The organism is Stenotrophomonas terrae, assembly GCF_039674165.1.
Lineage (GTDB): Bacteria > Pseudomonadota > Gammaproteobacteria > Xanthomonadales > Xanthomonadaceae > Stenotrophomonas > Stenotrophomonas terrae_A.
This window is the reverse complement of record NZ_JBDJMY010000010.1, coordinates 53,918-75,867: the sequence shown is the minus strand read 5'-3', so window position 1 is coordinate 75,867 and position 21,950 is coordinate 53,918. Positions and strand designations below refer to the sequence as shown.

The 21,950-nt window shown below is 63.9% G+C and carries 16 protein-coding genes and 1 riboswitch; of the genes, 8 read left to right on the top strand and 8 right to left on the bottom strand.

Going from position 1 to position 21,950, the window contains the following annotated elements; translation table 11 throughout:
* Positions 1-8: 8 nt before the first annotated feature.
* Entirely contained in the window at positions 9-1,229 is a 1,221-nt protein-coding gene (locus tag ABE493_RS06705) for a helix-turn-helix domain-containing protein (protein WP_346498168.1), read from the bottom strand.
* Positions 1,230-1,766: 537 nt separating this feature from the next.
* Here ABE493_RS06705 and ppa point away from each other — a divergent pair.
* Together ppa and ABE493_RS06695 are read left to right on the top strand one after the other, a co-directional pair.
* Entirely contained in the window at positions 1,767-2,312 is a 546-nt protein-coding gene (gene ppa / locus ABE493_RS06700) for an inorganic diphosphatase (RefSeq protein ID WP_057627806.1), read from the top strand.
* 161 nt (positions 2,313-2,473) lie between these two features.
* On the top strand, positions 2,474-3,589 hold the full coding sequence (locus ABE493_RS06695; RefSeq protein ID WP_346498167.1) for an HDOD domain-containing protein: 1,116 nt from the start codon (positions 2,474-2,476) through the stop codon (positions 3,587-3,589).
* 350 nt (positions 3,590-3,939) lie between these two features.
* Here the strand turns inward: ABE493_RS06695 and ABE493_RS06690 are convergent, their stop codons facing one another.
* From ABE493_RS06690 to thiC, 6 genes are all read right to left on the bottom strand, one after another.
* Entirely contained in the window at positions 3,940-6,798 is a 2,859-nt protein-coding gene (locus tag ABE493_RS06690) for a TonB-dependent receptor (RefSeq protein WP_346498166.1), read from the bottom strand.
* Positions 6,799-6,860: 62 nt separating this feature from the next.
* The gene (locus tag ABE493_RS06685; protein WP_346498165.1) at positions 6,861-7,763 is read right to left on the bottom strand and encodes a helix-turn-helix transcriptional regulator; all 903 of its coding nucleotides are present in this window, start codon (positions 7,761-7,763) and stop codon (positions 6,861-6,863) included.
* Positions 7,764-7,896: 133 nt separating this feature from the next.
* Entirely contained in the window at positions 7,897-10,170 is a 2,274-nt protein-coding gene (locus ABE493_RS06680; protein ID WP_346498164.1) for a winged helix-turn-helix domain-containing protein, read from the bottom strand.
* A 240-nt stretch (positions 10,171-10,410) separates the two neighbouring features.
* Positions 10,411-11,088 carry an ion channel gene (locus ABE493_RS06675; RefSeq protein ID WP_346498163.1) on the bottom strand — a complete coding sequence of 226 codons (678 nt, stop codon included), beginning with the start codon at positions 11,086-11,088 and terminating at the stop codon, positions 10,411-10,413.
* A gap of 68 nt (positions 11,089-11,156) precedes the next feature.
* Positions 11,157-11,747, bottom strand: a complete 591-nt coding sequence (locus ABE493_RS06670; protein WP_346498162.1) for a DUF4136 domain-containing protein — start codon at positions 11,745-11,747, stop codon at positions 11,157-11,159.
* Positions 11,748-11,853: 106 nt separating this feature from the next.
* A complete protein-coding gene (gene thiC, locus ABE493_RS06665) occupies positions 11,854-13,728 on the bottom strand; it encodes a phosphomethylpyrimidine synthase ThiC (RefSeq protein ID WP_346498161.1) in 1,875 nt (624 codons plus the stop codon).
* 116 nt (positions 13,729-13,844) lie between these two features.
* A riboswitch (TPP riboswitch) is annotated at positions 13,845-13,946 on the bottom strand.
* 317 nt (positions 13,947-14,263) lie between these two features.
* Between thiC and ABE493_RS06660 the strand changes: the two genes are divergently transcribed.
* Entirely contained in the window at positions 14,264-15,844 is a 1,581-nt protein-coding gene (locus ABE493_RS06660) for a BCCT family transporter (RefSeq protein ID WP_346498160.1), read from the top strand.
* Positions 15,845-16,206: 362 nt separating this feature from the next.
* Here the strand turns inward: ABE493_RS06660 and ggt are convergent, their stop codons facing one another.
* On the bottom strand, positions 16,207-17,910 hold the full coding sequence (gene ggt / locus ABE493_RS06655) for a gamma-glutamyltransferase (protein WP_346498159.1): 1,704 nt from the start codon (positions 17,908-17,910) through the stop codon (positions 16,207-16,209).
* A 152-nt stretch (positions 17,911-18,062) separates the two neighbouring features.
* On the opposite strand from ggt, the gene ABE493_RS06650 reads away from it, so the two are divergent.
* Genes ABE493_RS06650 through ABE493_RS06630 form a run of 5 tightly spaced genes read left to right on the top strand, consistent with a single transcriptional unit; the run spans position 18,063 to position 21,948 of the window.
* Positions 18,063-18,881 (top strand): prepilin-type N-terminal cleavage/methylation domain-containing protein, encoded by an 819-nt coding sequence (locus ABE493_RS06650; protein WP_346498158.1) that lies wholly within the window; start codon positions 18,063-18,065, stop codon positions 18,879-18,881.
* 7 nt (positions 18,882-18,888) lie between these two features.
* Positions 18,889-19,491 carry a hypothetical protein gene (locus tag ABE493_RS06645; RefSeq protein ID WP_346498157.1) on the top strand — a complete coding sequence of 201 codons (603 nt, stop codon included), beginning with the start codon at positions 18,889-18,891 and terminating at the stop codon, positions 19,489-19,491.
* A complete protein-coding gene (locus ABE493_RS06640; RefSeq protein WP_346498156.1) occupies positions 19,488-20,861 on the top strand; it encodes a hypothetical protein in 1,374 nt (457 codons plus the stop codon). Before ABE493_RS06645 ends, ABE493_RS06640 begins: the two co-directional genes overlap by 4 nt.
* Positions 20,858-21,352: a hypothetical protein gene (locus tag ABE493_RS06635; RefSeq protein WP_346498155.1), complete on the top strand. Its 495-nt coding sequence runs from the start codon at positions 20,858-20,860 to the stop codon at positions 21,350-21,352. Before ABE493_RS06640 ends, ABE493_RS06635 begins: the two co-directional genes overlap by 4 nt.
* On the top strand, positions 21,349-21,948 hold the full coding sequence (locus ABE493_RS06630; protein ID WP_346498154.1) for a hypothetical protein: 600 nt from the start codon (positions 21,349-21,351) through the stop codon (positions 21,946-21,948). Before ABE493_RS06635 ends, ABE493_RS06630 begins: the two co-directional genes overlap by 4 nt.
* The last annotated feature ends 2 nt before the right edge of the window (positions 21,949-21,950 follow it).

Sequence of the window (21,950 nt, the reverse complement as noted above, 5' to 3'; positions counted from 1 at the left end):
CACCGACACTAGTCAATCGGCAGCGCAGCAGGGAGTAACAAGATGGTCGTGAATCCGTTCAAGGGCATCGACCGCCAGCGCTGCGCCCGGCCGCGCCCGCTGGAGCGCGCCTGCCCTGCAAACTCCAGCGCCACCAGCGCCCGCTGCACATTGCGCTGGCCAGCGCCCAACGCCAGTGCCAAGGCCGACGTGGACCACGCTGCGCCATCGCCCAGCAGCGCCACCAACGCGGCTTGTTCGCCCTCGATGGGCGGAACCAGTACCCGCACCGGCGTTGCAGTACACGGCGACAGCCGGAAGCCCGCCGAGGTGGCTTCGATGCGCGCATGACTGGCGATCAGCGCGCGCAGGCGACCGATCTCCACCCGCAGCCTCGCGCGCAGGGTCTCGTCGCTGTCGCGCCTGCCAAACACGCGCAGGATCAGGACATCGCGATCGACGTCGCCTGGCCACGCCTCCGCCAAGGCGCGAACCAGCGCGAACAGCACCGGGCGCCTTGCCAGCGATTGCCAACGGCTGCCCACTTTCAGCCCGCGCCGGCAGGCATCCACCACCCACGCCCCCGAAGCCAGCAGCGCCTGCGCCTGATCAATGCGCAGCAGCGCATCGGCACCGCCGCCCAGACAGCGTGCAGCCGGCTGATCCAGCTTGAGCAGTGCCTCGTCGACTTCCGCCTGCAGCGCGGCAATACCGGCCTGCGCGGCCGCGACCCGGGCACGCTCAAGCGCCGTGCGTGCCTGTTCGGTCTGCAACGTGCGCAACGCCAGCGTCGCCGCCGTCAACGCGCTCATCGCCGCCAAGGCCGCAGGCATGGGCCGGTTTTCCAGCAGCCTCAGCACGCGGGCGGCTTCCTGCAGCTTGCCCAGCAGTAGCAAACGCCGCGCCAGGATCAACCATGCCTGCAATGCATTTGCCGTATCGCCACGGGAATCCAGCTGGGCGGCAATAGCCGCCAGCGGCTCGGACGAACCACCGAGTTCGCGCAACGCCAGCGCCACCTCGGCCTCGGCCAGTCCACAGCGCGCACGCGCCACGACCTCATGCGCGCCAAAACCCCGCTGCGCACGCCGCAGCAACTCGCGCGCAAGCGGCAGCTCGCCCAGCTGCGCCATCGCGATGCCGCGCAGGGCCAATGCAGGGGGATCGTCACGCAGGGCAACATGCTTCAGCGCGGTAAGGACATCACCGCTGGCCAGGGCGCGGGCAGAGGCCGCAATCAGGGAATCCATTGCTGCAGGCTACCTGCCGGCATCGGCGGATGCACTTTGACGCAGGCGCACAGACTTCGATGCCTGCGCGACGCGCGTGCTCATTGGCTGGAGCGAATGCCTGGTGGCAATGCCTGATCACCGCTACGCGCTGCGGGCGAATGGCGCAGCCCGCCTGCAGTCCTGCTCCCACGCCATATCGGACGGCCGCCCCGGCACCTGCTCCCTACCCACGATTTATGAACAGTGGCGCCGCCCCGTCACGCCCTGGCCTGCCTGCCGCCGATGCCTGGGCCCCTGCCCCCGGTGCCCCGCCCGAAGCTGGTTCTGGCGGCCTGGCTCGCCCTGCGCTGTCGGCTGGCCCGGTGCGGCCGGCTTAGGACACTGTTTCAAACCGCCTCGCACCGCCAAAACCGCGAGTTAATGACAATTGTTCTCAATTACGACATCGACTGTAATCCCCGCTACCCCGCCCACCCCCGCGGTTTGGTGCGCCGCAATAGCCGTGGGCGTAGAATGGAGCTCTTTTTCAACCAACAACGATTCGGAGTCAGCGCAATGGGCCTGAAACTGGTCTCGCCGGGCAAGAACCCGCCGGAAGAAATCAACGTCATCGTCGAGATCCCGAAGGATTCGGAGCCGGTGAAGTACGAAATGGACAAGGAAAGCGGCGCGATGTTCGTCGACCGCATCCTGTCCACCCCGATGCGCTACCCCTGCAACTACGGCTTCGTGCCGCAGACCCTGTGCGGCGACGGCGACCCGGCCGACGTGCTGGTGGTGCTGCCGCTGCCGCTGGTCCCGGGCTCGGTGGTGCGCTGCCGTCCGGTCGGCGTGCTGAAGATGAGCGACGAGGCCGGTAGCGACGAGAAGATCCTGGCCGTGCCGGTCGCCAAGATCTTCAGCGGCTACGCCCATGTCGAAGACATCGCCCAGGTGTCCAGCCACTGGCTGGAGCGTATTGGCCACTTCTTCGAGCATTACAAGGATCTGGAAAAGGGCAAGTGGGTCAAGATCGAAGGCTGGGGCGACGCTGCTGAAGCCAAGCGCATCCTGGTCGAAGCTCACAAGAGCTACCTCGCCACCCAGGAACAGGACGTCTGATTTGCCCTGCGTGCGGTCGTAATACCTGGCCCCGCGCAGCGACAACCATCACGTTTTCCTTGCAGAGGGCATGACCCTTTGCCAGCGAGCAGCTACATTGACAGGCCGGTTTCCGGCCTGTTTTTTGTTCGGATTTTGCGTTTTGTCCAAGGGGAAGTGTCTTGCGAATCCTGTTAGTCGGCGGCGAAGCCAGCCTGTCGGCCGAGCTGCTTGAGTACATCGGCGATCTCGGCGACGAGTGGGAAGTAGAGTCGGTTCCGGACGGCAGCGCCGCCATCGTTGCGGTGTCCTCCGCCACGATCGACGCGGTCATCGTCGCCCCGGTGCTGCCCGACCTGGCCCCGGCCACCCTGCTCGGCCAGATCCGGACACTGCGCCCGGAAACCATCCGCATCGCCCTGATCGATGGCGACAACAGCCAGCGCGTGCCTTCGGCGCGGATCATTGGCGTGGCCCATCGCTTCCTGCCCCTGCCGCTGCCGCCGGAAGTCCTGCTTGAGGCGCTGACCAGCCTGGAAGAACTGCGCGAGCTGCTGGACAGCCCGCGTCTGCGCCAAGCCATCGGCCGCATCGAGAAGCTGCCCTCGCCGCCGCATCTCTACCTGAGCCTGATGCACGCGCTGGAAGACGACGAGGACAGCAACGCCGCGGAAGTCGCCAAGCTGGTAGCCGCCGACCCGGCCATCGCCGCCAAGGTGCTGCAGCTGTCCAACTCGGCGTTCTTCAACAATGGCCGCGCGATCTCCGACCTGCGCGGCGCGGTGACCCGGCTGGGCATGGCGACGCTGCGCGACCTGGTGCTGGCCAGCGAAGTCTTCGCCCTGCCGGGCATGTCCGGCCCTGATCGCAACGCCATGCAGTCACGCGCGCTGCTGGCCTCGCGCCTGGCCGCCAAGATGCTGCCAGCCGCCAGCGCCGAGCTGGGCTCCACGGCGGCGCTGCTGGCCGATATCGGCCTGTTGCTGCCCGGCGTGCGCGACGAGCGCCAGCCTGCCGATGCTGAAGAAACCCGGCCCGGTCACGCCGAAGCCGGTGCCTATCTGATGGGCCTGTGGGGCCTGCCGATGCCGATCATCGAAGCCGTCGCCTTCCAGCTGCAGCCAGGCCGCTCCAATGTCCGTAGCTTCTGGGTGGCCGGTGCCGTCCACGTGGCTAGCGCGCTGGCCTCCGGCAGCGAGGTGGATGAGCAGTACCTGGCCCGCGTCGGCGTGCTGCCGAAGCTGGAGCAATGGCGCGCGATAGCCGATGAAATGATGGGCTTGAGCGTCGACGCCTGAGCCTGATCCGCAGCAACTGCGGGACAGCGATTGAATGACAACGGCCGCAGATGCGGCCGTTGTTGTTTGTGTGGATCGAACGCGGCAAGCATTGCCAAGACTGCTGCCTTGGGTGGTTCTGCCAGGTGCCGGCTGCGCTGCGCTTACCCGGGCTAATTGCCCGAGCTACGAATGCTTCATGTGACTCTGCTGCCCTAGCTGCGCTGTGCATACCCCGGCTACGGACTTGAGCGCGTTGCAGCAGCTTGCATGACTTCCGTGATGCGACCGCAGTCTTCGCTGATCCGCGCAAAGAAAAAGGGTGGGCCTTTCGGCCCACCCTTTGTCATGCATCACAGAGCTTCGATGGATCAGAAGCGCTGGGTGTACTTCATGTACACGTAACGACCGATGTCGAAGCCGCCGTAGTAGGCGTAATCGCTGTTCGGTGCCGAGTACTGCAGCGCACCGCGGTGGTTGAACAGGTTGTTCGCACCCAGAGCGATGGTCGCATCCCACGGCGCCTTGTAGCTCACCTGCAGATCGTGGAAGGTGTTGGAACCGGTGCTGCGCAGCGGAGCCTTCTCACCGTTCTGGTAACGGTTCGGCTGGTCGCACCAGCCATCAGCCAGGGAGACGCACTTCTCGTTCATGCCCGAGTAGTAGCGCGCGGTGTAGTTGACACCCCAATCGCCCAGTTCCCAGTTGACGCCAAGGTTGGAACGCACGCGGAAGATACCCGGGCTGCCAACGAAGCCGCTGGTGATGGTCTCACCGGCCGCATTCTGACCCTGCTCGTCATACTTGGCGACGTAGGTGGTCTGCCAATCCAGGCTGATCTGACCGATGGCCAGTTCCGGCAGACGGTACTTCACACCCAGGTCGTAACCTTCGGTTTCCATCTGACCCAGGTTGGCCAGGCCATAGAACAGCTGGGTGATGTGACCGTCGGCAGCACGCACGATGCCGTTGCAACGCGCTGCATCGCCCAGCACGTAGCAATCACGCAGGATGCGATCGACGCTGTCGGTGATGATCATGTCGTTGATCTGGTAGTTGTACCAGTCAAGCGAGATGTCCAGACCCTGCACCCAACGCGGGCTCCACACCATACCTACCGTCTTGCTCTTGGAGGTTTCCGGCATCAGGTTCGGGTTGGAGCCCGAGATGAACTGGTCCGGGGTGGCGCACGGCCAGGTGGTGCACGGCTCCAGGCCCTGACCCAGCTGGACGTAGTTCGGAGCAACACCTGCGGTGGTGCAGGCAGGGCTGCCAGCGATCGAGCCGGCAACGCCGACAGAGCACGGATCGGTGTACTTCTCGAAGCTCGAGCCGGTGCCGCCGTACATGTTGTCGACCGACGGAGCGCGGAAGCCTTCAGCGTAGGTACCGCGGACCAGCAGTTCGTCCAGCGGACGCCAGGTCACGCCGAACTTGCCGTTGACGGTGTCACCGAAGTTGCTGTAGTCCGAGTAACGGCCAGCAACGTTGATGGTCAGTTCCTTGGCGAAGGCCATGTCGGCCAGCACCGGGATGTTCAGTTCGAGGTAGACCTCGTCCAGATCATACTTACCATTGGTGGTGGTCTGTGCCAGACCGGTGTACTCGCCCGACTGCATGAATGCGTCCGGGACGAAACGACCTTCTTCTTCACGGTGCTCAACGCCAATGGCGAAGCCCAGATCACCAGCCGGCAGGGCCACGATCGAGCCAGCCAGGTCAGCGGTGAACGAGGTGGTCTTGGTCACGCCGGTGGTGGTGAAGGTCGGGAACAGGAACGTCTGCAGATCCTTGTTGTCCAACGAACCCGGGCCAGCAACGCCGGCCGGCAACAGCGGGTTCCACGCCAGGCAGCCATCGATCGGCTTGGCCGAGGTGCCGCAACGGGCAACGCCGTCAGCATCGATGAACGACTGGCCCAGGGCCTGACGTGCAGCGATCAGGCTCATGTCGCCGTGGTTGGTCTTGGTCGACTCGTTGCGGTTGAACAGCGCGCCGACGTTCCAATCGAACGACTTGCCGGCGAACTCGAAGAAGCCGCTGACGGTCGGCGCGAAGCGCAGGGTCTTCAGCTTGCTTTCGGTGGTGCGCGGCATTTCCCACAGGCGGCGACGGAACTCGACGTCCTGGCCGATCGGGTTGAATGCGCTACCTGCGGTCAGCGGGGTGTCGAACGCCTGCGACTGGTACGGATAGCCGGCAATCTGCTGGTCCGTGGTGCGCTCGTTGTACAGGATGTCGGCGTTGAACGACACGTTGTCGGTGAAGTCGTAGTTAGCGTTCACATAGACCGACTTACGCTCGATACCGGTCTGCAGCATCATCTGCTGGTTCGAGTTTGCGAACTCGGCGCCGGTGATCGGGTGGTAGTCGTTCGGGTTCTTCGGATCGCCACCCGGGTTCAGCGTCTGCCAAACCGGGTTTACTTCGCCTTCCTGCTTGATGCAGTCGTTGAACACGCGCGGGTCGCACCACGTGCCGTTCTGGCTCAGTGCGCTCCAGTCAGCGGTGGTCGAATTCGGGCCCTTGGCGCCGCCCTTCGAGAACCAGCGATCCTTGGCCATCACCGGATCCTGCTTCGAATACTCGGCAGACAGGGTGATGCCACCACGCTCGCCTTCCGAGCCCATGGTGAAGGAGTACTGGTTGGTCTCGCCGTCGCCTTCGCCGAACTGGCCGAGATAGACCTGGGCTTCAGCACCGTCGAAACGCTTGCGGGTGATCACGTTGACCACGCCGGCGATGGCGTCCGAACCGTAGATGGCCGAGGCGCCGTCCTTCAGCACTTCAATACGCTCGATGGCCGACATCGGGATCTGGCTCAGATCCTGGTAACCGCCCGAGGTAGCGCCAAGACGCTTGCCGTTCATCAGCACCAGGGTGCGGGTAGCGCCCAGGTTACGGATGTCGATGTAGTAACCACCCACGTTCTCGCCCGAAGCCAGGGCTTCCGAACGCGAGATTGCCGGGGAACCGGCCGAGGTCATGTTCTGCAGTACGTCTGCGACCGAGGTGAAGCCCTGCTTTTCCAGGTTCTCACGGCTCAGGGTCAGGATCGGCTGCTGGGTTTCCATGTTCGCGCCACGAATGCGCGAGCCGGTGACTTCCAGGCGATCAAGAGTGGTGGCACCGGCAGCAGCTTCCTGCGCCGACGCAAAAGAGGGGGTCAAGGCAATAGCAATGCCGGCCGGGAGCAAGCCCAACCGCACTGCAGAATTACGAAGCTTCATCAATCTCTCCAAAGAGCTAAAACAAACGACAAAGTTAGCGGTGTGTTAAACACCCCTGAACGTTACGTTCGTACTGCCGCCTTGGTTTTGCTCAAGCCATCCTTAAACTTTGCCGAATCTGGCCTCAACGCAATTGGCATCTCCCGGTACTGCGTTGCGGATGCACCGAAACGTGCACGAAAAGCACGCGCAAAGCTGCAACAGTTATCAAATCCGCTGGCAGAGGCCACTTCACCGATCATCATGTCGGTATCGCGCAACAGCATCGCTGCACGTTCCAGTCGCAGGCGCGCCGACAGTGATTGCGGGCTTTCTTCATACAGTGCCTGGAAGGTCTTGGACAGATACCAGCTGGAGAAGTTGGTCAGCTCGGCCAGCTCACCAATGCGCACGACGCGGTGGCTGTTGCCTTCCAGATACATGCGCGCACGCTGCATGCGGCCAAATACCTGACGCTTGCGGATGCGCGAGCGGCCCGGGCAGCGCTGCACGGTGCCGGCCAGGTCACGCTGCAGGGAGGCAAGATGCAGCAGCAAGGGCCGCAGCTGATGGATGGTGGCGCCCGGCGCCTGTGCTTCGCGCCACAGGCGCAGCGCCAGCCGCGCCTCACCCAGGCTCATGCGGCCACGTCCGGTATAGACGCTGCTGTCGGCCAAGGTGCCCAACATGCGCAGCGCATCGGCATCCAGGCTGATACCAATGCACATGCCATCACGGCCCGCCTGGATCAGCGGGCGCGATTCCTTTTCAAAGGCAATCCATTCGCGCTGACGCAGGCGGAACTTGCCCTCCTTGGATTCCACCCAGGCGGTGCCACGCAGCTGCAGCCATACCGTGAATACCGTGCCGGAGGTCTGCAGGCTGCCCAGCCGGGCCACGCCGACACAGGCCGGACGCGGTCCATCCTCTGCCTGCTTTTCGAACGAAACCGACTGACCACGATCCACCCACGAAACCTGCCGCATGTCGCACACCATCGTTTGCCTTCATTGGGCGAACGTTTTGCCAACTTTGGCGGCGTTGGTCAGGAAAGTCCGGCGAGAATGCTCCGAATTCTTCCCGATAGAGCGTACGAAAAACTTCCGAAGGAAAATTTCCTTACGGCGACAACCACTTAGCCAAGCCCATCACCCGTCGAGGTGCGCGCAGGGGAATGCGCATCATCCCAATATCGGCGCTGTCGGTGAGTGCCAAGGCAATGAAAACCGCACTGCCATCCGGCGCCAGGCTCAGCCCATTGCCGGCACTGAAGCGCTTTGCGTCCAGGCACTGGCTGGTCCCGTCGCCGGCAATGGCGGTGAGCCTGCTGCTGCACTCGCGGCTGATGTCCTGGTACTCCACCGCACCATGGGCAGCGACTGCCCAGGTGCGGTAACGCCAGCGGCTGGGCAGCTCGGCATGCACTGGTTCAACGCTGTCCGCCGCCAGGTCCGGCGCCGCCTGCCACAGCCCACCGCTGGCCAGACGCGTGAACAGGATGCGTTGCCCGGCACGGTCATAGCGCACCTGCGATACCCCTTCCAGCGAAGCTAGCCGCTTCCACGGTTGTTGGCTGCGATCAAACAGGGTCAACGTCATGCGCTCCTCATCGCCCCGCTCCACCACCAGCAGAGTATCGGGCGCTGCGCCGTAGACCGCCTGCAGCGGCTCAGCCGCCGGTACGGCCAGCTTCACCCAATGCCCTTCCTCCGGTGCCACCTCATAGATGCCGGGGGCGCCGTCGGCATCACGCCCGGTCACCAGCAGATGCCGTCCATCGGCGGCCCAGTCCATTGGCTGGCGCGCCTCCGGCCGCACGCCTTCCAGCACCTGCAACGAAGCCGGCTCATTCAAACGTGCCCACCACAGTGCGAACGTGCCCGAGCGGTCGGACGTGAACGCCAGCTGCGCGCCATCGGGCGACACCATGGGTTGCCCATCACGCGCCGAGGAGGCAAACAGCCGTTGCGGCGGCCCACCATTCGCGCCCAGCGGAATGCGGAACAGGCCGGACTGGAACTGGCTGCGCATGAAGGCCAGGTTGCCACCGCCGCGCGATACCGCCGGGCTCTGCGCGTTATCGATACCCATGTCGCGCAACAGCCGGGTAGCCACATCCAGCCTGTACAGGCGCGATTCGCTGTCGATGCGCCGGCCGAACACCATCTCGTCCGAACCCAGCCAACTCCAGCCGCGGATCTCCGCTGCGTCGTCGGTCAAGCGCTGCGCGTTGCTGCCATCGGCATCCATCATCCACATATCGCCTACCTGTGGATTGCGCACAAAGCCGATCTTCTTGCCATCGGGCGAATAGCGCGGTGCATAGTCGAAATCGTCGGCGCCCATCGCGTACTGCAACGAGGACCAGCGCCCGGATGCCAGGTCCAGGCTGCGGATACCACGGCTGGCATAACGCCCGGTCATCGAGCCGAACAGCAGGCTGCCGCCATCTGGCGCCCAGTCAAAGCTGAGCATGTCGGTGCCATCGCAACGGGTGACACGGCGCAGGCCGGTACCGGTAGCCGATACCACCAACACCTCGCAATCACCCTGCGGCAGGAACCGGGCGAATGCGACGCTGCGGCCATTGGGCGACCACACCGGGAAGCGGTCCGAGGCGCCCGTCGGCGTGGCCAGCAGCGGTGTTGCGGTGGCATTGCCGACGCTTTGTATCCAAAGGCTGGAGCGGTTGTCGCGCTCGCGTGCGAACACCACCAAGGCACCGTCGGGTGAAAGCGATGGGTTGACCTCCACATCCTCGGTGGCGGTGATCAGCCGATACGGACGCGCAGGGCTGCCCAATACGCGATTGCCTTCGGCAACCGTCGTGTCCTGCGCTGCCGGCGCAGCACGACCCCACAGCAACCAGGCCATCACCACGGTGCTGAGCAGCAGGACGATACCGAGCACCAGCAATACATGACGACGCAGCCGGCGGTGCTTGCCGCGTACACCAGGCTGCACGGGTGCAACGGCGGCCTCCGCTACGGAAACTCCGCCTGCCGTGGGCGCATCGATCGTTGCCGCGTCAGTACTCGCTTCCCACGCCACCGGCGCCAGCAGGCGATAGCCGGTCTTGGCGATGGTTTCGATATAACCTGCGCCCTCCTCCGCACCGGTTGCGGCAAAGGCCTTGCGCAACTGGGTAACGGCTTGGGTAAGCACGTCGTTGGTCGGCATGGTGTCCGGCCAGACCTCGGCGAACAACTCCTCGCGCGTGACGACCTGCCCGGGATTACGCGCAAGCGCCAGCAACACGCCTACCGATTTGGGAGTGAGCCGTGGGGTTTTGCGTGTCCCTGGCAGATGCACCTCACGTGAGGAGAGCACCACCAGACACTCACCGACGCGCAGTCGGTCAGAGCTATTTTTTTCTGTGAGATTCAGTGCCATCGCGGTCAATCAAGTCGCTGGCGGACACTCATCCTGTGTCCAGCTCGCCGGGCTCAAGCCCTATAAGCCGCCAAGTTCCGCAAAAGGCATCAACGCAAAGAGCAAATGTTTCGTCTGAAATGGATATTACTCTACTGGCGTTCCCCGCGTGCCTGCACGTGGATGACATCAGGCTCTCTCTCGCCGACGTAATTACATAATCAGCTACATGATTCGCGCCGTATGGCGCGATTTTTTTATCTAGCGTTCAGTTTTCTCGGCCTTGTAAATGGTCAGGCCTACCAGCCTGGAAACCACCAAAGCTACGTACATAACGCCTGCAAACTGCTCCAGCATCACCAACCCGCGTGCCTGCGGATGTACCGGCACGACGTCGCTCAGGCCTACCCCTGACAACAAGCTGAAGCTCAGATAAAGCAGCTCTACCCAGCTCCTGAAATCACCCTCGCTGGTGGCGACAAAACTGCCTGGGTAGAAGTGCTGACAGACCGAATAAGCAAACGCGAAAGCCCAGGCCAACAAGGTGAAGGTGGCACCCGCCGCGAACAGCTCATCGCGCGTGACCTTGTGGTCCTGCAGCATGTAGGCGATCAGGCTGCACGAGGTGTAGAAGTACAGCAGGCACTCGAACACCTGCGACACGGCAATCAGCGAGTGCCGTTCCAGCAATGCCCCGGCGATGGAGAACACCACCGCCGGAACGGCCAGCGTCAACGCCATCCAGATGCCCAGCGGGCTGCGCCGCACCACCCACACCGCCAGGCCCAGCACCACCATGCCAAACACGCCGAACAAGGCGCGCCCGGCCGGGGTATGTTCCATGGCCGGGTACAGCAGCACGCCCAGCAACTGCACCGCCAGCAGCCAGGCCGAGGGATGCTTGCGCGCCATGACGATCCATCTCAAGCGCGAATACATACGCTTCCTTCTCGCTCACTGGCCAATGCTGCGGTGGGTTGCGGGCGTGTTGCCGGCCGAAGCCGGTGTCAGGGCGTCGACTTGGCCGACATCCCGGCACGGTACGGGTAGTCGGCGAAGATCGCCGCCACCGCCGCATCAATCCGCTCGCCCCGCTGCTCAGGCTTCATCCGCCCTACCGTGCCGACCGCGACGCCTTCCCAGACCAGACGCTTCTGCCGCGCATCGACCACATCGACATTCAAGGTGCCTTCGGTGTACTGGCGCACATCGGTACGATCACGCCAATAGGGCACGGCGACATAGCTGCGCGCGCGGTAGCTGTAGTAATAGTCGTAATCCACTTCCGGCATGGTGGTGACCTGGGTCTTGTCCTGCAGATAGGCGTTGAGGTTCACCCAAAGATCCGGATTTGCTTCATCAAACACATAGCCGCGGGCCTCCATCTGCGTGCGCACCGACGCACGGATGCGGTTGCTGGTGATGGTGGTATAGCCGTGCTGTTCAAGCGCCAGCGGGCTGAAGAACGCAAAACTGCGGTAGCGCGAGAAGTCGGCGCTGGGATCGGCCTGGCTGGCGACACGCGGGGTGCTGGCGCAGGCGGCCAGCAGAAGCAGCAACGAGACGACGAAAAACCGTGCAATGACGCGAGTTTTCATGGCAGACCCCTGGTGTGGACGGCTGCAAGCTAGCACGTCCGTACCCGTCCCGGCGTCAAGTGGCCAGCAGGGCACCCGACAGGATGCCCTGCTACCGGTTGCCGCCTTACTCGACGCGGTAAACCTGCGCGCCCTGCTCACGGAACTGCGCCGACTTTTCAGCCATGCCTGTCGCCAGCGCCTGCGCTTCCTCCACACCCTGCTCGGCCGCGTACTCGCGCACGTCCTGGGTGATTTTCATCGAGCAGAAGTGCGGGCCGCACATCGAGCAGAAATGGGCCAGTTTGTGCGCGTCCTTGGGCAGGGTTTCGTCGTGGAATTCCTTGGCCTTCTCCGGATCCAGCCCGAGGTGGAACTGGTCTTCCCAGCGGAACTCGAAACGCGCCTTGCTCAATGCATTGTCGCGGACCTGCGCGCCGGGATGGCCCTTGGCCAGATCGGCGGCGTGCGCTGCGATCTTGTAAGCCATGATGCCGTCGCGCACGTCCTGTCGGTTGGGCAGGCCCAAGTGCTCCTTCGGCGTCACGTAGCAGAGCATCGCCGTGCCGTACCAGCCGATCATCGCCGCACCGATCGCACTGGTGATGTGGTCGTAGCCTGGCGCGATATCGGTGGTCAGCGGCCCCAGCGTATAGAACGGTGCTTCGCCACACTCCTGCAGCTGCTTGTCCATGTTCTGCTTGATCAGCTGCATCGGCACGTGACCTGGGCCTTCGATGATGGTCTGCACATCGTGCTTCCATGCAATCTTGGTCAACTCGCCAAGTGCTTCCAGTTCGCCGAACTGCGCCGCATCGTTGGCATCGGCAATGCAGCCTGGGCGCAGCCCGTCACCGAGGCTGAAGGACACGTCGTAGGCCTTCATGATGTCGCAGATGTCCTCGAAGTGGGTGTAGAGAAAGTTCTCCTTGTGGTGCGCCAAGCACCACTTGGCCATGATCGAACCACCACGCGAAACGATGCCGGTAACGCGTTTGGCAGTCAGCGGCACATGCCGCAGCAGCACGCCGGCATGGATGGTGAAGTAGTCCACGCCCTGCTCGGCCTGCTCGATGAGCGTGTCACGGAAGATTTCCCAACTGAGTTCTTCAGCGCGGCCATCCACTTTCTCCAAGGCCTGGTAGATCGGCACCGTGCCGATCGGCACCGGCGAATTGCGCACGATCCACTCGCGGGTTTCATGGATGTGTTTGCCGGTGGACAGATCCATCACCGTATCGCCGCCCCAGCGGATGGCCCACACCAGTTTTTCCACTTCCTCGGCGATACCGGAAGACACCGCGCTGTTGCCGATGTTGGCGTTGATCTTGGTGAGGAAGTTGCGGCCGATGATCATCGGCTCGCTTTCCGGGTGGTTGATATTGTTCGGCAGCACCGCACGACCCCTTGCGATCTCGTCACGTACGAATTCGGGCGTGATGATCTGCTGGATATTGGCGCCAAAGCTCTGCCCCGGATGCTGTGCAAGCAGGCCGGCATCGCGCACGGCATCCAGCCGCTGGTTCTCGCGGATGGCGACATATTCCATCTCCGGGGTAACGATGCCGCGGCGCGCGTAGTGCATCTGGGTGACATTGGCGCCGCCGATGGCGCGGCGCGGCAGCATGCGCCCCGGGAAGCGCACCGCATCGAGCCTGGCATCGTGTTGGCGGGCACGGCCGAAGTCGGAACTCAAACCCGCAAGCTGCTCTGTATCACCACGTTCCTCGATCCAGCGTGCACGCACCGCTGCCAGTCCGGCGGCAAGATCGATATTGGCCTGCGGATCGGTATACGGGCCGGAGGTGTCATATACGGTGACCGGCGGGTTCTCCTCCCCGCCAAACAAGGTGGGCGTGCGAGTCTGCGCGATCTCGCGCATCGGTACCTGCAGGTCCGGGCGCGAACCACTGACGAAGACCTTGCACGAGCCGGGAATCGGCCGGGTCACGGATTCGGAGAGTTGCTGGGCCTGTTGCTGCAGGCTGGGCTGTGCATTCATTGGCATTCGTCCTGGTCGATCCGCACACGGGGTGCGAAGGCCACGCGAGGGATTCGCATGGCGGAACGAAGCGAAGGCGCACGCTACCCGCACACGGCCCATTACGGGCGCAGCGGCTGGCAGCACACGAAGCTTCCCTACGCCGGTATGAGCCGGATCAGGTTCGAAGGGTATGTCTCAACCGCGACCCAATGGCCGCGGTACCCCCGCTTCGGGCGCCATTAGACCTGCAATCGGCGGGAAAGCCAACCCGGCAAAAAGCCGGCTGTGGCGTGCATGCACGTGTTTAACCGCAGTGCGACAGACCGCAGCAGCTGGCCCTGCATTAACCCAGCGCTGCGTGGGCCACACCCGCGCAGACGGCGCGCTAACGCAGTCGTGACGCCAGATTACATAGCATTCGCTCATGGGCCCTTCCAACGCCGCCCGCGCGGCAATTGCCGGCCCGCCCTCCTGACCCCTGCTGGGGCGCCCGCCGGCTGCCCTGCCGGCCCGGGCGAGTTCCTCTCGCCCACCTGATCGGAGAAGCTCCTCGATGGTGTTCCGTGTCTCCATTGCGCTGGTCGCACTGCTGGTGCTGATTGCCGGCTTCGCCCCCGGGCCCTTCAACGACGTGGTCCAGGCCATGCTGGGCCAGGTTGTGCGCGGAGCAGGGTGGATGTACCTGCTGATCGTGTTCCTGACCCTGATCTTTCTGATGTATCTGGCGTTTGGCCGCTTTGGCAGCCTGCGCATCGGCGGTGAAGATGCCGAACCGGATTTCTCCCGCGCCAGCTGGTTGTCGATGCTGTTTGCCGCCGGCATGGGCATCGGGCTGGTGTTCTGGGGCGCCGCCGAACCCATATCGCACTTCGTCAGCCCACCGGAAGGGTTGCCGCCGCAGAGCATGGACGCCGCGCGCGCCTCCATGCGCTATGCGTTTTTCCACTGGGGCCTTCATCCCTGGGCGATCTATGCACTGATCGGGCTGGCGATGGCGTGGTTCCAGTACAACCGCAACGGACGCGGTTTGATCAGCGACATGTTGCAACCCATCATCGGCCGCCATCATCGCGGCTGGTTCGGCCAGCTGGTCAACATCGCCGCAGTGGTCGCCACGGCCATCGGTGTGGCCACGACACTTGGGTTCGGCACCATCCAGATCGCCGCCGGCCTGCAGCGCGTGTTTGGCGTCAAGGCAGGGGTTCCCCTGCAGATGACGGTCATCGCGGTGGCCTTCGTCCTGTACATGCTTTCAACTACCAGCGGCGTTGATCGCGGCATCAAGTGGCTGTCCAACTTCAACCTGGCACTGGCTGCACTGCTGCTTGCCGCACTGCTGGTGCTTGGCCCCACCGGTTTCATCTTCGACACCTTCACCACCACGCTCGGTTCCTATCTCAACCAGTTGGTGACGATGAGTCTGCGCATGTCGCCTTTCTCCGGCAGCACCTGGGTCGCGGACTGGACCATCTTCTACTGGGCCTGGTGGATTGCCTGGGCACCGTTCGTCGGCGCGTTCATCGCACGTGTGTCGCGCGGCCGCAGCGTGCGTGAGTTCGTGGTGGGCGTCGTGCTTGCCCCCACCCTGCTGGGCTTCCTGTGGTTCTCCGTGTTCGGCGGCACCGCGTTGTGGTCGCAGCTGTTCGGCCATGCGGACCTGGTGCAGGCGCTCGGCAATGGCTATGAAACCGTGTTGTTCACGCTGTTCGACAGTCTGCCCGCCTCGCTCTGGCTGTCTGGGCTGGCGCTGGTACTGCTGGTGATCTTCTTCGTGACATCGGCCGACTCGGCGGTGCTGGTCCTCGCCAGCATGTCCACCGACGAAGCCGGCGACCCGCCGTTGTCACGCAAACTGGTCTGGGGCGTCGCCGTTGCGCTTATTGCCGCCGTGTTGCTGCTCGCCGGCGGACTGGAGGCGTTGCAGGGCATGATCACCATCGCCGCGCTGCCATTCGCGTTGCTGATGGTACTGGTGATGGTGTCGCTGTACCGGGTGCTTGATGCCGAACACAACCGCCAGCGCCGGCTTGCGCTGCGCACGCGGCACATTGTCGAGGCCTGGATCGAGCGTGAGCAGGCTGCGCAGGAAGAAGCACGTGCGGCGGGTGAGCATTCGTCAGGCTTGGACAAGTAGACGGAAGCTGCGTTGGGTTGTGAATCAACGCGGTGCGTGCAGCTGGCCAGGCGTCCAGTTGCGTAGTGCTTCTGAACAATTGGGTGACAAGGACGGCAGCGAAGCGCTACCCCTCCCCAACCCTCCCCTTCGCTGCGCGAAAGGGAGGGGGTAGAAGCGGCTCCGTCGCCATCTTGTAGATCGCCAAGAACGGCCCCTCCCCTTCGCTACGCGAAAGGGAGGGAGTAGAAGCGGCTCCGCCGCAACCTTGCAGATCGCCAAGAACAGCCCCCTCCCTTTCGCGCAGCGAAGGGGAGGGTTGGGGAGGGGTGCTCTGGCTCTGGCTCTGGCTCTGCCCCCGCCACAACCCCAAGCAGCAAGGCTCAATACCCCGCCGCCTGCCCATCCTTGCGGCTTTCCGAAGCACCGTAGTAAACGCCGCTGTCCGGATCACGCATGATCGCCTGGTAGCCGCCGTAGGGCCCATCGGCAAACACCACGCGGTGACCTTTGCGCATCAGGCTGCGTACCGTTTCATAGGCAAACCCGGTTTCCAGATTGACCTCGCCACCATCGCTCATCGCGGTGGCCTGCCCGGTCGGTTCGGTTGAGCCCTCGTGCTGGATGCGCGGCGCATCACCGGCCTCCTGCAGGTTCATGCCGAAGTCGACCAGGTTCATCACAATCTGCGCATGCCCTTGCGGCTGCATTGCACCGCCCATCACGCCGAAGCTGGCGAACGGCTTGCCGTCCTTGGTGATGAAGGCAGGAATGATGGTCTGGAACGGCCGCTTGCCCGGCGCGTAGCCATTGGGATGATCTTTCTGCAGCACGAACATCTCGCCGCGATCCTGCAGGATGAAGCCCAGGCCGGGCGGAGCCATGCCGCTGCCCATGCCGCGGTAGTTGGACTGGATCAGCGACACCATCATGCCGTCGGCATCGGCCACGGTCATGTAGATGGTATCGCCCTCTTCCAACTGCTTTGGCGTGCCCGGCTGCGCTTCTTTCAAGGCCTTGTCCATCGAGATCAGCGCACGTCGCTGCGCGGCATAATCCTTGGAAATCAGCCGCTGTACCGGTGCCGGTGAGAACGCGGGATCGGCATAGAAGCGGGCGCGGTCGGCGAATGCCAGTTTCTTGGCTTCGACAAACAAGTGGATGTGCTCAGGCGAGCCAAACGGAATCTTCGAGAAATCGTAGCCTTCCAGCACATTGAGAATCTGCAGTGCGGCGATGCCCTGGCTGTTCGGTGGCAGCTCCCACACGTCGTAACCACGGTAGTTGCTGCTGACCGGCTCCACCCACTCGCCCTGGTGTGCAGCCATATCCTCGTAACTCAGGTAGCCGCCATTGGCTTTGAAGTAGTCACCAATGTTGCGGGCGATAGCACCCTTGTAGAACGCATCGCGTCCACCATCGGCGATCTGCTGCAGGGTATTGGCCAGATTCGGGTTGCGCCACATCTGCCCCTTGCGCGGTGCGTGGCCGTCAATGGTGAACTGTTCTTTGAAACCCGGATACGGCGACAGCCTGGGCACCGAGCGGTCCCAGTAGTACGCAATCACCTCGGACACCGGGTGACCGTTGCGCGCATAGGCGATGGCCGGTGCAAGATTGTCGGCCATTGGCTTGCGGCCAAAACGCTCATGCAGAGCGAACCAACCATCGACCGCGCCAGGCACCGATACCGGCAACGGCCCAGTCGCGGGGATTTCCTTCAAGCCACGACGCTGGAATTCGGCCAGGCTCAACGAACGCGGTGAGCGGCCCGAGCCGTTGTAGCCATAGAGCTTGCTTGTCCTGGGATCCCAGACAATGGCGAAAAGATCGCCACCAATGCCATTGCCGGTGGGCTCCATCAATCCCAGTGCGGCATTGGCGGCGATGGCCGCATCCACCGCCGAGCCGCCGCCTTTCATCACGTCCAGGGCGATCTGTGTGGCCAGGGGCTGCGAGGTAGCAGCCATCGCATGCGGCGCGATGACTTCCGAACGGGTGGCAAATTCGTGACCGGTGACACGGTCTGCAGCCAGCACCGTCGCCGGCATCGTGGATAGAGCGAGCAACAGCGCAGTACGCAGCATGGCAGTGGCCAACGTGGAGGTGTTTCGACGATAGCCCAGGCACCGCTCTTACGCACGTCTTACGCCGGCCTCGTATCTAGTCCGCTGAAACAAATCCGTCGCCGCTACACATCCGCGCCGGGTACTCAGGTTCTTCCACAAGGGGCTCTTCAATGCAAATGCGATCCAAGCGCCGCCAGGGCGGCTTCACTCTGGTCGAAATGGCCGTGGTGCTGGTCATCATCGGCGTGATCATCGGTGCGGTGATGATCGGCCGCGATGTCCAGCGCAACGCCGAGTACACGCGCATCAAGCAGAAATTCATGGACCAGTGGGTGGTCGCATACAACACCTACAGTCAGCGCACCGGTGCGCCGGTCGGCGACAACCAGGCGGCGCCGCGTTTGATGGTCAACGGTGCAAAGCACGGTGCTGGCGTGACCTCCGGCGCCACCATCTCCGGTGGCGACATGAGCAACACCCAGTCGCCCGGTGCCCTGTGCCAAGGCAACCTGCCCGCCGGCGTGACCCCGGCCGCCACCGGCACCGACCTGCGCGACATCATGCGCAAGGCCGGCATCACCTTGCCGCCGGGCCGTGGCGATGGTTTCGAAGACCGTTACGCCTATCTGGATACCAACGGCAACCCGCAGGAAGTACAGGTCTGCTTCCAGTGGAATCCACCGGGCACCGGTTCGGGCTCGGGCAACATCATGGTCGTGACCGGTCTGACTCCGGATCTGGCGCGCTCGCTTGACCAGATGGTCGATGGCAAATCCGACCCGAAGGCGGGTGCTTTCCGTCAGGCCGGCATCACCGCGCGTACCGCCAACAGCACCGCCAACAGCAGTGCAACGGCCGGCAGCGAAGAGTGGGAAGGCAACAACACCCAGTCCGCAAGCTCGGGCCAGGGCAGCGCGGCGACGGTTGGCCAGAGCACTGACACCGAGCAGGTTCTGACGCTGACCGCCCACTACAAGATGAACCAGTAATCACGCCATGAAAGCGCCCAACCTACTCGCCCGCCTGAGGCAATCACGACGCACGTCGCTGATCGTTTTCGCCATTTCGCTGTTCGCCCTGGTGGCGACGGCGACATGGTTCATCAGTGCCCGTTCCGCGCTTGCCGACGCCTACGGGCGCCTTGGCAACGCCAAACAGGCATTGTCCGAAGCCCAGGTGCGCGAGCAGGAGGCGCAGCTGAAAGTGGAACAGGCGCGCTCCGCAAGCGATCTGGTACTGGCTGCCACCGCAGCCAATCTCCAGCCCAGCGGTTGGGGCGAGCGCCTGATCAGCCTGCAGCAGGCGCAGCTGACCCGCAGTGACGCGGCCACCCTGCTCGGCGCGCTGGGCCGCTCCAACGGCCGCATCACCGGCACCGAGGCGTTCGAGCTGTCGGTAACCCACCCGGACGAAGGCCTGTTCGACGTGCCCAGCACGGTGGACCGCATCCCCGCGCCGCTGTCAGTCACCATCCGTGGCAGCGTGATGTTCCGCACCAGCGAGTTCGATCCCACTGCCAGCGCGGCCGCAACCGCGGCGGGCACCGATGCGGCGCTCAGCCCGGCCGACACCACCACCGTCAGCGGAGCCGCCCCATGAGCCGTCAGCTTCTGATCCAGCAGCAAGGTAGCTGGCTGGTGTTTGACAATGGCAGCGTCAGCCGCAGCGAAACGCGGCCGCGCCCGCAACGTTCGGCCCTGGCCATCGCCGACTTCGAAGGCGGCGTCAGCAGCGTGGTATCGCTGGAAGGCAGCCCGGCACATGCCGTCGCATTGATCGAAAAGCGCCTGCGCGCCGACGGCCTGATCGACAGCGAAAGCAAGATCCTGATCCACAAGACCCGCACCGTCGGTGCGGGCTACCAGACCCTGTTCACCGCCGCACCGTTGGACCTGTGGCAGCAGACGTACGCCTGGGCCGAGGCGCAGCCGGATCATTGTCTGCTGATTCCAATCACCTCGCTGCTGTGGAGCAAGCTCAAGGCTGGCGAAGTCCTGATCTACCACTCGGGCCGCCAGATCACCGCGCTGGCGCTGCTCAAGCACACCATGATCTACCGCTCATCGCTGGCCTACAGCAATGATGCCGGTGATCTGGCAATGACCTCCGGTGCCCTGGCCGAGCAAATCGCCAATGACCTTGAGGGCGATGACAAGCAACTCGAACCACAGCGTGCGCATTGGTGCTCGGTATTGGTTCCGGCGCCGGCGGCCGGCGAGCCATGGCTGGATGACAGCCTGCGCGAAGTGTTCTCGGCGCGCAGTGGTTTGGCCGTGGATGCAGTCCCGACCGAAACACTCAGCGACGAGCACGGCAATCACTTCCGCAGCGGCGTCGCCTGGTTGGCAAAAAGCGCATCACCCACCATTGCGGTGAATCCCGCCGCCAGCCGCCTGGCCTATATGGCCGAGTGGGCGCTGCCACTGGCAAGTGCCGCCTCCATCGTGTTCGCAATCGCACTGGGTTCGATCGGTGCGCGCTGGACGCTCAGCGCCGGCGAAGCAAACGACCAGGCCGCAATCATCAGCGAAGAAGTCTCCGCCACCGATATGCGGATCGGCGCGCTGAGCAAGGAACAGGCCATACCGGCCGAATTCCCCCAGACCTATGCCTTCATCGAAAAGGTCAACAATCTGCAGCAGAGCATCGACCCCATCGCCGGCTTGAGCAAAGTCCGCGATGCGGCCTTTGGGCAGGTACGTGTGCTGCGCCTGCGCATGGAAACCGCGCAACCAAACGCCGCGCCCGGACAAGCCTTTGCCGCGCTGGAGCGGCCGACACTGCGCGTGGATGGCGCGGTGGATCCTGCCCAGGGCGGCGGCATGCAGGTACCCATCTTCATCGAACGCCTGCGCCAGGCCGGCTACGACCCGGTACCGCTTGACCCGCAAGGCGGCAATGTCGGCACCAGCAACCTGTTCTCCTATCTGTTGAAAGAGCCCGTAGTGAACGCAGGGGCCACGCCATGAAAATGAAATACTTCGCTGCGCTCTCGCTCATTGTCTGGCTCGGCGTCACTGGTTGGCTGGCCAGCATGGTGATCAGCAAGCCGGCCGTGCTGCGGCAGAACCAGAACGCCGAGGAAACCGCGGCAATGGCGGAGCTGCGTGCATCGGTTGATCGCAACAAACGCATGCGCGAAACCATCACCCAGCTTGGGCTTTCCGACGCCTATCTGAGCACTGCGCCGCTGGTGGCCGTTGCCGCCCCGCGTCCCGCCGCTGCCGATGTGGTGGAAGCCGCGCTGCCGCCGCCATCGGTATCGCTGGTACTCAGCTCCGGGGGCAGCCGCACCGCCTTCGTCAATGGCGAGCAGGTACGCGCCGGCCAGCGCCTGAGCAGTGGCGGCCGGGTCCGCGCGATCGGCCCGGACTGGGTACGCATCGATGATCCAGTGCATGGCAACCAGACCTATCGGGTGCCCGCCCTGATCTCCACTGCAAGCGGAGCGGCCAAGTGACCCCTCGCAACAAACCGCTGTTGATTGCCGGCGGCGCGATCATCGCCGGCCTGGTGCTGGTGCTGGTAGTACGTGGCACTGGCAATCAGCACAGCGACGCAGCAGCGGACGCTGCGCCGGTCGCAACCGCGCAGGCAACGGCAACGGCGCCACAGCAAGCCACGCACCCAGCTGCAGAGGCCTATCCATGGGATGCGCCCGCCGCCGCACCCGTCCTGGCACCGATTGGAGCCACCGCCACTGCCGGCGCCGCCAGCGCGCCACCGCCGCTGCAGCCCGAGGCCTTGGCCGCGATGCGCGAGCAGATTGCGCGCAGCGGTGCGGCAGCGGACGGCATGCTTCGCCGGCTCGATGAAATGGAAAGCAGCGGTCAGCTGCCGAAGGAGATAGACCTGCCAGCGCTGCGCAACAACATCGCCATTGCCAAACGCGCGCAGTACCTGTCGCTGGAGATCGTCAACCTCAACCAGCAACCCAGCACGCCGGAACGTACCCAGCGTCTTCACACCATTCTTGCCGAGCTGCAGCAGCTGCAGGGGCAGCTGCGCCTGGACGTCAACCTGCCTGCAGGGCAGTCGGCAAGCAGCGGGCACTGAGC